At 72.3% G+C, this 13,835-nt stretch carries 12 protein-coding genes, 2 pseudogenes and 1 riboswitch; of the genes and pseudogenes, 7 read left to right on the plus strand and 7 right to left on the minus strand.

The genetic code is table 11. From position 1 onward, the window contains the following. Positions 1 to 4 precede the first annotated feature (4 nt). Both ABZX30_RS14110 and fahA read right to left on the minus strand, forming a co-directional pair. On the minus strand, positions 5 to 943 hold the full coding sequence (locus ABZX30_RS14110; RefSeq protein WP_355932993.1) for a M56 family metallopeptidase: 939 nt from the start codon (positions 941 to 943) through the stop codon (positions 5 to 7). A 272-nt stretch (positions 944 to 1,215) separates the two neighbouring features. Then, the gene (gene fahA / locus ABZX30_RS14115; RefSeq protein WP_355932996.1) at positions 1,216 to 2,442 is read right to left on the minus strand and encodes a fumarylacetoacetase; all 1,227 of its coding nucleotides are present in this window, start codon (positions 2,440 to 2,442) and stop codon (positions 1,216 to 1,218) included. A 218-nt stretch (positions 2,443 to 2,660) separates the two neighbouring features. Between fahA and ABZX30_RS14120 the strand changes: the two genes are divergently transcribed. Continuing rightward, on the plus strand, positions 2,661 to 3,503 hold the full coding sequence (locus tag ABZX30_RS14120) for an HAD family hydrolase (RefSeq protein WP_355932998.1): 843 nt from the start codon (positions 2,661 to 2,663) through the stop codon (positions 3,501 to 3,503). A gap of 73 nt (positions 3,504 to 3,576) precedes the next feature. Here the strand turns inward: ABZX30_RS14120 and ABZX30_RS14125 are convergent, their stop codons facing one another. After that, complete coding sequence (locus ABZX30_RS14125) at positions 3,577 to 4,077, minus strand: transglycosylase SLT domain-containing protein (RefSeq protein ID WP_355933001.1); 501 nt, start codon at positions 4,075 to 4,077, stop codon at positions 3,577 to 3,579. 3 nt (positions 4,078 to 4,080) lie between these two features. Then, a riboswitch (cyclic di-AMP (ydaO/yuaA leader) is annotated at positions 4,081 to 4,265 on the minus strand. A 531-nt stretch (positions 4,266 to 4,796) separates the two neighbouring features. On the opposite strand from ABZX30_RS14125, the gene ABZX30_RS14130 reads away from it, so the two are divergent. The 5 genes from ABZX30_RS14130 to ABZX30_RS14150 all read left to right on the plus strand — a co-directional run bounded on the left by ABZX30_RS14130 (position 4,797) and on the right by ABZX30_RS14150 (position 10,441). Next, positions 4,797 to 5,807, plus strand: a complete 1,011-nt coding sequence (locus ABZX30_RS14130) for a polyprenyl synthetase family protein (RefSeq protein WP_355933002.1) — start codon at positions 4,797 to 4,799, stop codon at positions 5,805 to 5,807. Between the two features lie 260 nt (positions 5,808 to 6,067). Further along, positions 6,068 to 7,285, plus strand: a complete 1,218-nt coding sequence (locus ABZX30_RS14135) for a DUF2092 domain-containing protein (RefSeq protein WP_355933005.1) — start codon at positions 6,068 to 6,070, stop codon at positions 7,283 to 7,285. Positions 7,286 to 7,356: 71 nt separating this feature from the next. Further along, positions 7,357 to 8,331: an ABC transporter ATP-binding protein gene (locus ABZX30_RS14140; RefSeq protein ID WP_355933007.1), complete on the plus strand. Its 975-nt coding sequence runs from the start codon at positions 7,357 to 7,359 to the stop codon at positions 8,329 to 8,331. Beyond that, the gene (locus ABZX30_RS14145) at positions 8,318 to 9,199 is read left to right on the plus strand and encodes an ABC transporter permease (protein WP_355933010.1); all 882 of its coding nucleotides are present in this window, start codon (positions 8,318 to 8,320) and stop codon (positions 9,197 to 9,199) included. Before ABZX30_RS14140 ends, ABZX30_RS14145 begins: the two co-directional genes overlap by 14 nt. 213 nt (positions 9,200 to 9,412) lie before the next feature. Then, positions 9,413 to 10,441 (plus strand): hypothetical protein, encoded by a 1,029-nt coding sequence (locus ABZX30_RS14150; RefSeq protein ID WP_355933013.1) that lies wholly within the window; start codon positions 9,413 to 9,415, stop codon positions 10,439 to 10,441. 116 nt (positions 10,442 to 10,557) lie between these two features. Here the strand turns inward: ABZX30_RS14150 and ABZX30_RS14155 are convergent. The 3 genes and pseudogenes from ABZX30_RS14155 to ABZX30_RS14165 form a co-directional block, all read right to left on the minus strand. Then, positions 10,558 to 10,993: pseudogene (locus tag ABZX30_RS14155) on the minus strand (VOC family protein); the annotation flags it as partial. Between the two features lie 57 nt (positions 10,994 to 11,050). After that, a complete protein-coding gene (gene rarD, locus ABZX30_RS14160; RefSeq protein ID WP_355933015.1) occupies positions 11,051 to 12,049 on the minus strand; it encodes an EamA family transporter RarD in 999 nt (332 codons plus the stop codon). Positions 12,050 to 12,200: 151 nt separating this feature from the next. After that, positions 12,201 to 13,055 carry an SDR family oxidoreductase gene (locus ABZX30_RS14165; protein WP_355933018.1) on the minus strand — a complete coding sequence of 285 codons (855 nt, stop codon included), beginning with the start codon at positions 13,053 to 13,055 and terminating at the stop codon, positions 12,201 to 12,203. A gap of 95 nt (positions 13,056 to 13,150) precedes the next feature. On the opposite strand from ABZX30_RS14165, the gene ABZX30_RS14170 reads away from it, so the two are divergent. Next, positions 13,151 to 13,552, plus strand: a complete 402-nt coding sequence (locus ABZX30_RS14170) for a helix-turn-helix domain-containing protein (protein WP_355933020.1) — start codon at positions 13,151 to 13,153, stop codon at positions 13,550 to 13,552. Positions 13,553 to 13,565: 13 nt separating this feature from the next. On the opposite strand, the pseudogene ABZX30_RS14175 reads toward ABZX30_RS14170, so the two are convergent. Continuing rightward, positions 13,566 to 13,835: pseudogene (locus ABZX30_RS14175) on the minus strand (2-oxoacid:ferredoxin oxidoreductase subunit beta); the annotation flags it as partial.

The raw sequence follows: 13,835 nt of genomic DNA on the forward strand, positions 1-13,835 counted from the left end.
GCGGTCACGACAACGCCGACAGGCCCGGGGCGAAGGTGATCAGCAGCGGCAGCAGCGGTACCAGCGCCGCCACCGTCGTGGTCAGCGCGCGCTGTCGGCGCAGCAGCCGCGGCGGGGGTTCCAGGAGGCGGTCGACGCGTTCGCCGAGGAGGCGGCGGCTGGAGGCGCAGGAGAGGACACCGCGGTGCTGGTTCAGCTCGATCAGGGCGAGGGCGGTGGTGAGGTGACCGCAGCGGCGGGACGCCGTGTCGTCGGCGGCCAGTTCGACCAGGCGGTGGGTCTGGTCGCAGAAGTGGGCGAAGAGGGGAACGCGGGGGAAGCCGGTGGCGAGGGCGGTGGACAGGTGCAGCAGCCAGTCGTGGTGGGCACGGGCGTGGCCGCGCTCGTGGGTGAGGACGGCGTCCAGCTGGTGGTCGGTGAGACGCTGGAGGGCGCCGGTGGTGACGACCAGCTGGGACGGGTGCCCCGGCATCCACCAGGCGTCGGGGTACTCGTCCTCGAGCACCAGCATCGGCCCCCGCGCGGCGGGCAGGCCGGCGGGCAGCTCGGGCGCACGTTCACGCAGGTGGGCCCGGGTCTGGCCGCGCAGACGGCGGGCCTCGAAGAGTTCGCGGGCGAGCATCGCCGTGGTCCACGCGGCCCCGCAGGCGAGCAGCGCGGTGAGTGTGACGGCCCAGACCGGTGCGGCGGAGAGGTCGTACGCGGCGGTCACGGCGGGCGGCGCGGGGGCGAAGACACGGTCCCGGACGGTGTGGAAGACGCCGGCGGCGCCCAGCACGAGCGCGGTCAGGCAGCACAGCAGCACGGTGGCGACCAGGCACTGCCACACCCACAACGCGACCACGGGATCCCGCTCGGGCCACTCGGCCCGGGTCAGCGCGCGCGGCACCGGCACCGCGGCCGTCAGGGCGACGACGCTCAGCAGGAGCAGGCAGACGGTCATGCCGGGGGCTCCGGTTCATGGTCGGAGGCAGGGCGGACCGGGGGATGGTCCGGGTGGCGGTTCGAGTGGTGCACGCTGTCAGCGTCAGTATGACGCCGACGGGGCCCGGAGTCAGTCGCCGGCGCCGAACACGACCCGCTTCCGCGTCACTTCGCCCCCTGCTCCCGCAACTCCCGCCGCGCCCCCCCACCCCGTCCTCCGTCGCGCCCCGAACCCGGGCCGTCAGCCGTACGACCCGGTGACGTCACCGCGGCCGCCGCCGCCCGGCGAGATCAGTCGGTACGCCGACTGCTCGCCACCACGCGGCCGCTGACCTCCCCCAGCCCCACCCGGGCCCCGTCCGCCCCCGGCGCCCACGCCGACAGGGTCACCACGTCCCCGTCCTCCAGGTACGTCCGCTTGCCGTCCGGTAGTTCGAGCGGGTCACGCCCGTTCCAGGTCAGCTCCAGCAGCGAGCCCCGCTGCCGCTCCTCGGGCCCGCTCACGGTCCCCGACCCGTACAGGTCGCCGGTGCGCAGCGAGGCCCCGTTCACGGTCATGTGGGCCAGTTGCTGCGCCGCCGTCCAGTACATGGTGTGGAAGGGCGGCTCGGACACCGTGTGGCCGTTGACCGCGATGGAGATCCGCAGGTCGTAGCCGCAGGGCTCCTCGTCGGAGTCGTCCAGGTACGGCAGCGGCGGGTGGGTCCGCTCGGGCGGCGCCACCCGCGCGTCCTCCAGGGCCTCCAGCGGGGTGATCCACGCCGACACCGACGTGGCGAACGACTTGCCGAGGAACGGGCCGAGGGGCACGTACTCCCAGGCCTGGATGTCGCGCGCCGACCAGTCGTTCAGCAGGCACAGCCCGAAGACGTGCTCCCGGAAGTCGCCCAGCGCGACCGGCCTGCCCCGCTTTGAGGGGACACCGACGACGAAGCCGACCTCGGCCTCGATGTCCAGCCGGACGGAGGGGCCGAAGACGGGGGCCGGGTCGGCGGGACCCTTCCGCTGGCCGGACGGCCGTACGACGTCCGTGCCCGACACCACGACCGTCCCGGAGCGGCCGTGGTAACCGATCGGCAGGTGCTTCCAGTTGGGGGTCAGCGGGTTCTCGGCGTCGGGGCGGAAGATGTGGCCCGCGTTCCGGGCGTGGTGCTCGGAGGAGTAGAAGTCGACGTAGTCGGCGACCTCGAAGGGCAGGTGCAGGGTCACCGAGGACAAGGGGTAGAACAGTCGTTCGATCGTCTCCCGGTGCGCGGGCACCGTCACCCAGGCCGTCAGGGCCCGCCGCACGTCCGACCAGGCCGTGCGGCCGGCGGCGAGCAGCGGGTTGAGGGTCGGGTGCGCGAGCAGGGAGGTGTAGGGCGAACCGATCGCCCGCGCCGCCGCGCCCGCGTCGAGCACGTGGTCGCCGAGCCGCACGCCGACGCGCCGCTCGGTCGAGCCGGCGGGGGAGAAGACGCCGTAGGGGAGGTTGTGAGGGCCGAAGGGGTCGCCCTCGGGGACGTCGAAGGGGGGCATGGGGTGCTGCCTCGCTCTCATCCGGTGCCGTCACTGCAGGCCGTTGCCTGTGGTCGCGCCACACGTTACGGGTGAGTTGCATGTCCTGGGCAGCGTGCCGGGCAGTGTCTGAAGGGTTCGCAATGCCTGGATGGGCCTTGTGGGGGTGGCGTCGCGGGCACCGTTCGGGGCCGGGAACAGCGGTGAGTCAGGGGGCGGGGGGTCCGTATTCTCTGATCATGGCCGCACCCCCCGCATATTCCGCCCCCCGCTCCTCTCCGGTCTCCCCGGCTCGTTCACTCGTCGCGACCGATCTCGACGGAACGCTCCTGCGTGGCGACGACACCCTGTCCGACCGCTCGCTCGCCGCCCTCGCCCGGGCCGAGAGGGCGGGGGCCCGGCACCTCGTGGTGACCGGTCGCCCGGCGCCGCGGGTGCGGCCGCTGCTCGACGACCTCGGCTGCACGGGGCTCGCGGTGTGCGGACAGGGTGCGCAGGTGTACGACGCCGGCGCCCACCGCCTGCTGTGGTCGGTCACCCTGGACCGGGAACTCGCGGAGACCGCGCTCGGCAAGATCGAGGCAGAGGTGGGGGAGGTGTACGCGGCCGTCGACCAGGACGGGGTGGACGGGCTCACGCTCATCGAACCCGGCTATCGGATGCCGCACCCGACCCTGCCCGCCGTACGGGTCCGGCGGCGCGACGACCTGTGGCGCGAGCCGATCAGCAAGGTCCTGGTGCGCCATCACGCCCTGTCGGACGACGAGTTGGCCGCCACGGCCCGCGCGGCCGTGGGGTCGCTGGCGACGGTCACCATGTCGGGGCCGGGAACCGTCGAGCTCCAGCCGTGCGGTGTCACCAAGGCGACCGGGCTGGCGCTGGCCGCCGACCACCTCGGGCTGGGCGCCGAACGGGCCATCGCCTTCGGGGACATGCCCAACGACATCCCGATGTTCGACTGGGCCGCCCACGGTGTGGCGATGGCCAACGCCCATCCCGAACTGAAGGCGGTGGCCGACGAGATCACCCTGTCGAACGAGGACGACGGCATCGCCGTCGTCCTCGAAAGACTTTTCCCCTGAGCGGGTGAGCGGGTGAGCGGGTAAGCGGGTGAGCGGGTGCGCGGGTGCGCGGGTGCTCGGGTGAGCGGATCGGTCAGTACGCGCCGAACACGTTGTCGATCGAGCCGTACCGGTGGGCGGCGTAGTTGCAGGCGGCCGTGATGTTCGCGACCGGGTCGTAGATGTTCCACGAGGTGCCGGCCACGTGGTAGGCGTTGAACGTGGGGTCGATGACCTGCAGCAGGCCCTTGGACGGGATACCGGCGGCCGCGTTGGAGTCCCAGAGGTTGATGGCCATCGGGTTGCCCGACGACTCGCGCATCACGTTGCGGTAGATGCCGTTGTAGGAGCCCGGGATGCCCTTCTGCGCCATGATCGCGAGCGACTCGCGGATCCAGCCGTCGAGGTTGTTCGAGTACGCGACCGTGCTGGTGGCGGCGGTGGCGGCCGTGGGGGCGCTCGTGGTGGTGGCCGCGGAGGCGCTGGTCGCACCCATCAGCGGGAGGGCGAGCACGGCGGCGCCGGTGCCGGCGACGGCGATCCTGCGGGCGATGCGGGTGAAGGGGGTACGGCGGAGCCGAGCGGCAGCAGACATGGGGAAGTTCCTCTCCGTCGCCTGCGAGGTGAGCTGTCGGGTTCGGGCTGGGAGGTGCCCGGCCGCGCCGCCCGAAGGCGGTGCGGCTTCACCCCGAGCCGGTCCGGGACGACGGGTGTCGTCCGGGCCGGCGGCAAACCTGGGTCCCCCGCTCCTGCCGTCGCGAATGAGTTCGTCGATGGGGTGTGACGGGCGGCGGCAGGATGAGGCGTTCCGCCCGACGGCCGGGAACGTATGCGAGAGCACATGTCCGGAACAAGCGCCGGATTCACACAAAGTCCTAGTTGACCTTGTTCTATGGCGTATGAGGTGCTTGATCCTTTGCAGCTGCCAAGCCTCAACTGGCCAATGGCGGCAGGTGGGATACGGGTGCCGGGCGGCGGGGTGCCCCGATCGGTCGACGTGACCCAATTCACGGAATAGCAATAACGGCAAATGGGACATGAGGGGCGCCGCTAGGGAGAGCGCGTCCGGCGCGGGAGTGGAAGGTGAGCTGCTCCAAGCGGCGCAATCACTTCGTACTTCCGGGTAAGTCGATAAATATCTGTTCTTATCGCCTGATCGGAAACATAACGGGCGTGATCCGATAGCGCCCGGCCTGTAACAGTGGGCGCCCTCGGTGATCGAAAGCTGACCGGATACGCTGACTTGAGTGAGGGCGGCGACCTATCGACAAACCGTGTAATCGCCAGCAGGCACCAGCAGACAGGAGACCCCTCGTGACCGTCGTCGGGCCGTTCGGGCTTAGCGTGCGGGACCAGGCTCTGGAAGCCGATGTCCAGGCCGGATTGGCGGCTGTCGAGGAGGGACTGCTCGAAGCCACCAAGAGTGAGGTCCCCTTCATCACCGAAGCCGCCCAGCACCTCGTGCGCGCGGGCGGCAAGCGGTTCAGGCCGCTGCTCGTGATGCTCGCGGCGCAGTTCGGGGACCCGTACGCGCCGGGAATCGTGCCCTCGGCCGTCGTCGTCGAACTCACCCACCTCGCGACCCTGTACCACGACGACGTCATGGACGAGGCCGCGGTGCGCCGCGGCGTGGACAGTGCGAACACCCGCTGGGGCAACTCTGTCGCCGTCCTCACCGGCGACTTCCTCTTCGCCCGCGCCTCCCAGATCCTCGCCGACCTCGGCCCCGAGGCGGTACGGGTCCAGGCGGTGGCGTTCGAGCGGCTGGTCACCGGGCAGATCCTGGAGACGGCGGGGCCGCAGGACGGCCGCGACCCGGTCGATCACTACCTGGACGTCCTCGGCGGCAAGACCGGGTCGCTGGTGGCGGTCTCCTGCCGCTTCGGCGCCATGATGTCCGGGGCCGACGAGACGGTCGTGGACGTCCTGACCCAGTACGGCGAGCGGCTCGGCGTCGCCTTCCAGCTCGCCGACGACGTGCTGGACATCGCCTCCGACTCCCACGAGTCCGGCAAGACCCCGGGCACCGACCTGCGCGAGGGCATCCCCACCCTGCCCGTGCTGCGCCTCAGGGAGCGGGCGGCCCGGCTCGGGCTGGCCGAGGACGTCGCCCTGTGCGACCTGCTCGACTCCGACCTGACCGACGACGCCCGGCACGCCGAGGCGCTGGCCGCGCTGCGCGCCCACCCGGCACTGGAGCAGGCCCGCCGGGACACCGTGCGCTACGCGGAGGAGGCGCGGGCCGCGCTGGCCCCGCTGCGGGAGTGCGACGCCAAGGCGGCACTCGTGCAGCTGTGCGATGCGGTGGTGCACCGGGCCGGGTAGGCGCGGCGTGCTGGTGCAGCCGTCCGCCGGGGTCTGCCGCCTCCGGGTCCGACCCCTACGGGTCGAGGGGGCATCCGGCTTCCCCGTGTCATACCGCAGTCGTACATCGAGGTGCCTCCCGGGTCTGACGCTTCCTCACGGCCGATTTGGTGAGATGGAAACCACGGAAATCACCACTCCTCACCGATTCGGGTGAGAATGGCGGCTCAGGGTTGACGAGGGTGAGGACAGCCGCCGCCGACGACGGAGGTAAGGCACACATGGCACCGTACGGATCCGACGACACCACGTCCGACGACAGGGCCGGCAACGACACGTCGACCGGGCGCCGCAAGGCGGCCCGGTACGTCGTCCCGGTCGCGGTGGTGGGGGTGGCGGCGGCGACCATCGGGCTGGTCCCGGCGCTCGCCGACTCCGGTGACCCCGACCTGCCCAAGATCAGCGCACAGCAGCTCATAGACAAGATCGCCGCTTCGGACGTGCAGCAGCTGTCCGGCACGGTGCGGTTCAGCACCGACCTCGGCCTGCCGGACCTCGGGGGTCTGGAGGGCAGCCTGCTGTCGGGGGCGAACCGGGGCGGCGACGGCTCGTCGGCGGACCCGGCGTCCAAGTTCACCGAACTGCTCTCGGGCAGTCACACGCTGCGCGTGGCGGCCGACGGGCCGGAGCGCCAGAAGGTCTCGCTGATCGAGAGCGCGGCTGAGTACAGCCTCATCCACGACGGCAAGGACGTCTGGGGCTACGACAGCAGGTCCAACGAGGTGTACCACGGCACCGCGGACCAGCACGGCAAGCAGCAGCGGGAGAAGACCCCCGCCACGAAGACCCCCGCCACCCCGAAGGACCTCGCCGACGAGGCACTGAAGTCCGTCGACGACACCACGTCCGTGACCGTCGACGGGACCGTCCAGGTCGCGGGCCGGGACGCCTACAAACTGCTCATCAAACCGAAGCAGTCCGGCACCACGGTGGGCGCCGTCAGCATCGCCGTGGACGCGAAGACGGGCATGCCGCTGAAGTTCACCCTGACCCCGGCGAGCGGCGGCGCCGCCGTCGTGGACGCGGGCTTCACCCAGGTCAGCTTCGCCAGGCCGGCCGCCTCGACCTTCCGCTTCACCCCGCCGAAGGGCGCGAAGGTCACCGAGGGGAACGACGCGGCCGAGGCACCCGGCGAGCGCGCCCCGAAGCCCGAGGGGGACCTCGCCGAGGGCCGCGGCGGCTTCGACGTCCTCGGCCAGGGCTGGAACTCGATCGCCACCTTCGACTCCGGCGCCGCGGGCGGCCTGCCGTCCGGCAAGGGCGGCGGTGACCTGGGCGGCTTCCTCGGCTCACTCGGCGACAAGGTGACCGGCGGGTTCGGCAAGGGCACGGTGTTCTCCACCCGCCTGGTCAACGCCCTGATCACGGACGACGGCAAGGTCTACGTCGGCACCGTGACCAAGAACGCGCTGGTGAAGGCGGCCGACGCGGCACGGTAGACCGACGCGCCACGGCCACGGTACGACGTGTACCCGCGTACGCACGTACACACCACGAAGCAGGGGAGCCGATGGACGAACCGTCCGCCACGAAGCCGGCCGCGCGGGACGCGGGTGACAGCGTCATCCACACCCGCGCGCTCACCAAGCGCTACCGCGGCGGACAGCTCGCCGTCGACGGTCTGGACCTGACCGTCCCGCGGGGCAGCGTCTTCGGCTTCCTCGGTCCGAACGGCTCCGGGAAGACCACCACCATCCGCATGCTGATGGGCCTGATCGAGCCGACCTCCGGCGCGGCGCGCGTCCTGGGGCAGCCCATGCCCCGGGCCGCGCGCACCGTACTCCCGCAGGTCGGCGCCCTCATCGAAGGGCCCGCCCTGTACGGCTTCCTCTCCGGCCGCGACAACCTGCTCCGGTACGACGCCGCCGACCCGACCGCCGACCCGCGCACCCGGACCGCACGCGTCGCGGCGGCACTGGACCGGGTGGGCCTGACGGCCGCCGGGGGCAAGAAGGCGAAGGCGTACTCCCTGGGCATGAAACAGCGCCTCGGCCTGGCCGCCGCGCTGCTCCAGCCGCGCAGGCTGCTCGTCCTGGACGAGCCGACCAACGGGCTCGACCCGCAGGGCATGCGGGAGATCCGCGCCCTGGTGCGGGAGCTGGCCTCGGACGGCACGACCGTGTTCCTCTCCTCCCACCTCCTCGACGAGATCGAGCAGGTGTGCACCCACGCGGCGGTGATGGCCCAGGGCCGTCTGATCACCCAGGGCCCGGTGGCCGACCTGGCGGCCGGGGCGCGCGGGCGGCTCGTCGTCAGCACGCCGGATCCGGGTGACGCGGCCCGGGTGCTGAAGGAACAGGGGGTCGGGGACGTCGTCGTCGCCGGGGACCGGGTGAGCGGCGAGCCGCCCGACCGGGACCTCGCCGAACTGAACGCGGCGCTGGTGACGGCCGGGGTGCGGGTGCGCGGCTTCGGAGTGGAGCGGGCCTCGCTGGAGGACGCGTTCGTGGCGCTGACCGGGGAGGGCTTCGATGTCGCAGGCTGAGGCAGTGGCCGTACGGCGTCCCACCCCGCTGTGGACCCTCGGCCTGCTGCGCAACGAACTGGCCGTCACCTTCCGGCGCTGGCGCACGCTCGCGCTGCTCGGTGTGCTCGCCGCGGTGCCGGTGCTGGTCGGGGTCTCCGTGAAGATCGAGACGCGGGGCGGCTCGTCGGGGGGCGGCCGGGGCGGCGGGGGCGAGGGCCCGGCGTTCATCGCGCAGATCACCGACAACGGCCTGTTCCTGGTGTTCACGGCGCTGGCGGCGACGCTCCCGTTCTTCCTGCCGATGGCGATCGGCGTGGTGGCGGGCGACGCCATCGCCGGCGAGGCCAATGGCGGAACCCTGCGCTACCTCCTGGTGGCCCCGGCCGGCCGGACCCGCCTGCTGCTCACCAAGTACACGACGGTCATCGCCTTCTGCCTGGTCGCCACCTTCGTGGTCGCCCTGTCCGCCCTCCTGACCGGCGCGCTGCTCTTCCCGCTGGGCGACCTGACGACCATCTCGGGCACGCGGATCGGCTTCGCCGACGGCCTGGGCCGCGCCCTGCTGATCGCGCTGGTCGTCGCCGCGTCACTGGTCGGGATCGCGGCGCTCGGCCTGTTCGTCTCCACGCTGACGAACAGCGGGATCGCGGCGATGGCGACCACGGTCGGCCTGCTCATCACCGTCCAGATCCTCGACCAGATCCCTCAACTGCACGCGTTGCAGCCGTACTTCTTCTCCCACTACTGGCTGTCCTTCGCCGATCTGATGCGCGACCCGGTCTACTGGGACGACCTGGTGAAGAACCTCGGTCTCCAGGCCCTGTACGCGGCGGTGTTCGGCTCGGCGGCCTGGGCACGGTTCACGACGAAGGACATCACCGCCTAGAGGCGGTGCACCGGTTCCGGTACGGGAAGCGGGCGAGCGGGGTCTCGCGGGTGAAGAACGTCTTGGCCCGGGCCACCTGCCTCGGTGTCCAGTCCCGGTCGGCTGGTGCGAGGCTGTGACGTCGTGGTGACGCGGAAACGGAGGCACAGCGGCCACACTCGAGGGCAGGGACGCGTACAACCGGATCGCGAGGCCGGGGGAGTGAGGAAACCGATGGCTCGACTGAGCTTCGAGAAGAAGCGGGACCTGTGGGACGAGCCGCACCCGGCGGCCCCGGTCGAGGTACGCGTCTCCGGGTCGGGCAGCGCCTCCGTCGGCGGGGTGGCGGTCATGGCGGCCCCCGGCCAGGAGATCCAGCAGGCCGTCCTGAACCACCTCCAGCGCCTCGCGATCAGCCTCGGCCGCCCCGTGCACGCCATGGTCCACGACGAGCGCGTCGGCTGCGTCGTCCCCCTCGAGGTGGATGTGAACGGCGCCAGCCGCTTCACGGGCGAGCCCCGACTGCACGGGGGGACCACCGCCCCGCAGCCGGCAGGTCCCACCGCCCCGCAGCCGCCAGGTCCCGCCGCTCCGCAGCCGGCACGGGCCGTCACCCCGGCCGCCACCTCCGAGCCGCCCCGCCGCGACACGCCCCCGCCCGAGCCGGTCCCGCTCTCCGTGCCGCCGACGCCGGACCCCGCCTCCGGACCCGACACCCGGCACCACACGCCGGCCCGAGGCTTCGACGCGGTCGCCGAAGCGGTCCTCGGCGACGGCCCGGTGACCGCCACCGCGGAGGGCGCCGCGCTCCTCACCGAACCGATGACGCGGATCAACGAGGCGGTCAAGGAGGGCCGGATCGGGACCGCGGCGGAACTCGCCGAGCGCACCGTCGTCCGGGCGGCGGACCTGCTGGGCGCCGGGCACCCTGAGGTGCTCCGCCTGCGCGAACTGAGCGCCTACATCGCCTACCTCGCCGACGACCCGCTCCGCGCCTTCCACCTCTCCCTCGACCTGGCCCGGCTCCACCAGCGCGCCCGCAACGCGGAGGCCGCCTACGGCAACCTCCAGAGCGCGGCCACCGCCTGGCGTGCGGTGCGCGACCCCGAGCACGGGCTGAGTCTGGGGCGGGACCTGATCGAGCTGTGGACCGAGCTGGCCGCCGCGCCGGGTCCGGCGGCCGACGACCGGGAGCGGCTGGAGTCCGCCCGCGCCCGCATGGTCCGGCTGACGGACCGTGCCGCCAGGGCGGCCGGCGCCTGACGGGTCAATACAGCTAGGGCCTGTCTGACCTTCCCGTCTGCCGCGCGACGCCATGCACGCTCCCCCAGAGGGGGTGCCCCCACGCGCCGCACCGGGCACACACCCAGGTACATCCAGTGCACGCAGAACTCGTTCCCCTCGGGGTCCGCCCACCCACTCCCCGGCGGGCTCCGCCACCCGCCGCAGCACCCGGGCGCCCAGCGCCCGAAGCCGCTCGACCTCGGCGTCGCGCCGGCCCCCACCCGGGTGCAGGTCGAGGTGCAGCCGGTTCCTGCCGGTCTTCGCCTCCGGCACGCGCTGGAACAGCAGCCGCCGCCCGAGCCCGGTGCCGCGCTCCTCGTCGTACGGGTCGTCAGGGTGCCGTACGGCGATCAGGTCCCGGAAGGCCGGGCGGCCGTGGTACTGCACGGTGGCCTCGCCCGGCAGCGCGCCGAGTTCCAGCAGCCGCTCCACGAACGCGCTGTCGTCCTCGGCCGCGTAGTGCAGCGCGGCGGCCCAGAAAGCGGCCTGCGCGTGCGGGTCGACGGCGTCGACGACGAGTTCGAAGTGCAGGGGGAGCGGGTGCGGGCGGCTGCGTCATGGCGCCCACTCATAGCCGACCCGGACCGGTCAGGAGGCCGGTTCCGGTTCCTGGCCGGAAGCCACGCCCTCCGGTCGTCTTACGAGGGCGTCCACCGGGGCGGCGGTCGCGGCGGCAGCGACGGCCAGGGTCCGGGCCGTGCGGCGCGCGGTGCGCAGCGCGTTCCAGGTGAGCAGGACCAGGGCCAGCCAGACGAGCGCGAAGCCGGCCCAGCGCTCGGGCGGCATGGCCTCGTGGAAGTAGAGGATGCCGCACAGGAACTGGAAGACGGGCGCCAGGTACTGCAGCAGGCCCAGCGTGGACAGCGGCACCCGGATCGCGGCCGCCCCGAAGCAGACCAGCGGCAGTGCGGTGACGACGCCGGTCGAGGCGAGCAGCGCGGCGTGCCCGGCGCCCTCGCTCGCGAAACTGGAGTCACCGTGCGCGGTCAGCCACAGCAGATAGCCGAGCGCGGGCAGGAACTGGATCGCGGTCTCCGCGGCCAGCGACTCGACACCGCCGAGGTTGACCTTCTTCTTCACCAGCCCGTAGGTGGCGAAGGAGAAGGCGAGGCACAGGGAGATCCACGGCGGCCGCCCGTACTCGACGGTGAGGACGACCACGGCCGCGAGGCCGACACCGACCGCCAGCCACTGCACGGGCCGCAGCCGCTCCTTCAGCAGCAGCACGCCCATCGCTATGGTGACCAGCGGGTTGATGAAGTAGCCCAGCGAGGCCTCGACCACGTGCCCGCTGTTCACGGCCCAGATGTACACACCCCAGTTGACGGTGATCACCGCGGCCGCGACCGCGATCAGCCCGAGCCGCCCAGGTTGCCGCGACAGCTCACCGGCCCAGGCCCAGCGCCGTACGAACAGCAGCGCGGCGCCGACGAAGACGAGGGACCACACCATCCGGTGGGCGAGGATCTCCGCCGCGCCGGCGGGCTTCAGCAGCGGCCAGAACAGGGGTACGAGACCCCACATCCCGTACGCCGCGAAGCCGTTCAGCAGACCCGCCCGCCGCTCAGCCTTCGACTCCCCGCCCACGGGCCCCTCCTGCTCACTCCGTACGTCCGGTCCGCCTGGACGAAGGTAACGCCGAGCGCCCCCGCCTGTCATGCCCGTATCGGCATACGGTCATGACAAGGCGGGGGTCGAAGGCCCGGGGGGGAAGGCTCCAGAGCCCGGGTGGGGGAGGTCAGCCCTTGAGTGCGGCGCTGATCGCTTCGGCGAGCGGGGTGGTCGGACGGCCGGCCAGGCGGGAGAGGTCGCCGGTGGAGACGACCAGTTCGCCCTTCTCGATGGACGCGTCCACGCCCGCCAGGACCGCGGCGAGCGGCCCCGGCAGGCCGGCGCCCGCCAGGATGCCCTCGTAGGCCTCGACGGAGACGGGGCGGTAGGCGATCTCCCCGCCGGTCTGCCGGCTCAGCTCGGCCGCGTACTCGGCGAAGCCCCACGCCTCGTCGCCGCCCAGCTCGTACGTCTTGTTCTCGTGCCCCTCGCCGGTCAGCACCGCGACCGCGGCGGCCGCGTAGTCGGCGCGGGAGGCGGAGGAGAGCCGGCCGTCACCCGCAGCCTGCACGACCGCGCCGTGCTCCAGCACCGGGGCGAGGTTCTCCGTGTAGTTCTCGTGGTACCAGCCGTTGCGCAGCAGCGTGTACGGCAGACCGGAGGCCAGCAGCGCCTGCTCGGTGCCGCGGTGGTCGTCCGCGAGCGCGGCGGTCAGCGTGGCCGGGGCGCTGGTGTAGGCGAGGAGCGCGACACCGGCCGCCTTGGCCGCGTCGATGACGATCCGGTGCTGCTGGACGCGGCCCTTGTCGAACTCGCTGCCCGAGATCAGCAGCACCTTGTCGCCGGCGGCGAAGAGGCCGTCGAAGGTCTCCGGGGCGTTGTAGTCGGCGACCGCGATCCGCACACCGCGCTCCGCGAAGTCCGCGGCCTTCTCCGGGGTGCGGACGACCGCGGTGATCTGCTCGGCCGGGACCTTCTCCAGCAGCTGCTCGACGACGTGGCGGCCGAGGTGTCCGGTGGCTCCGGTGACAACGATGCTCATGATGCGGCGATCTCCTTGTGGGGTGCGTCTGTGACACTCACCCTAGGAGCAGCGCTAACTTCTGGAAAGTACCCACTTTGAAGTAAGGTACTTGCATGGCAGTAAGTGAGAAGGGCTCGGCAGGGGAGGCGATGTGCCCCTACCGCCTCGTCCTGGAACACATCACCAGCCGCTGGGGCGTCCTGGTCCTCGTCGCGCTCCTGGAGCGTTCGTACCGCTTCAGTGAGCTGCGCCGCGAGGTCGGCCGGATCGGCCGGGACGTCAGCGAGAAGATGCTCACCCAGACCCTGCAGACCCTGGAGCGCGACGGCCTGGTCCACCGGGACGCCAAACCGGTGATCCCGCCACGCGTCGATTACTCCCTGACCGCGCTGGGCCGCGAGGCGGCGGAGCAGGTGCGGGGGCTCGCCGAGTGGACAAAGCAGCGGATGGCCGACGTGGAGCGGGCCCGCACCGCGTACGACGAGGCCCGGGCGGCGCAGGCCCGGGCCTCCTGAGGAACCGCAGCCGTCAGCCGACGACGGTCCAGGTGTCGCCGCCGGCCAGCAGGGCGGCGAGGTCGCCCGTGCCCTTCTGTGCGGTCGCGGTGTCGAGCTGGTGGGCCATCTGGTCGTCGTAGACGGGGCGTTGTACGGACCGGATGACGCCGATGGGGGTGTGGTGCAGGGTGTCGGGGTCGGCGAGGCGGGAGAGGGCGAAGGCGGTGGTCGGGGAGGGGGTGTGGGCGTCGTGGACGAGGATGTCGGCCTCGTTGTCGGGGGTGACGGTGACGACGTCGAG

Origin of the sequence: Streptomyces sp. NPDC004542 (assembly GCF_040610035.1) — a bacterium.
Classification (GTDB): domain Bacteria; phylum Actinomycetota; class Actinomycetes; order Streptomycetales; family Streptomycetaceae; genus Streptomyces.

Bases quoted from the DNA above. Each gene is read 5' to 3' on its own strand.
- ABZX30_RS14110 (WP_355932993.1), bottom strand. From the start codon at position 943: ATGACCGTCTGCCTGCTCCTGCTGAGCGTCGTCGCCCTGACGGCCGCG.
- fahA (WP_355932996.1), bottom strand. From the start codon at position 2,442: ATGCCCCCCTTCGACGTCCCCGAGGGCGACCCCTTCGGCCCTCACAAC.
- ABZX30_RS14120 (WP_355932998.1), top strand. From the start codon at position 2,661: ATGGCCGCACCCCCCGCATATTCCGCCCCCCGCTCCTCTCCGGTCTCC.
- ABZX30_RS14125 (WP_355933001.1), bottom strand. From the start codon at position 4,077: ATGTCTGCTGCCGCTCGGCTCCGCCGTACCCCCTTCACCCGCATCGCC.
- ABZX30_RS14135 (WP_355933005.1), top strand. From the start codon at position 6,068: ATGGCACCGTACGGATCCGACGACACCACGTCCGACGACAGGGCCGGC.
- ABZX30_RS14140 (WP_355933007.1), top strand. From the start codon at position 7,357: ATGGACGAACCGTCCGCCACGAAGCCGGCCGCGCGGGACGCGGGTGAC.
- ABZX30_RS14145 (WP_355933010.1), top strand. From the start codon at position 8,318: ATGTCGCAGGCTGAGGCAGTGGCCGTACGGCGTCCCACCCCGCTGTGG.
- ABZX30_RS14150 (WP_355933013.1), top strand. From the start codon at position 9,413: ATGGCTCGACTGAGCTTCGAGAAGAAGCGGGACCTGTGGGACGAGCCG.
- ABZX30_RS14165 (WP_355933018.1), bottom strand. From the start codon at position 13,055: ATGAGCATCGTTGTCACCGGAGCCACCGGACACCTCGGCCGCCACGTC.
- ABZX30_RS14170 (WP_355933020.1), top strand. From the start codon at position 13,151: ATGGCAGTAAGTGAGAAGGGCTCGGCAGGGGAGGCGATGTGCCCCTAC.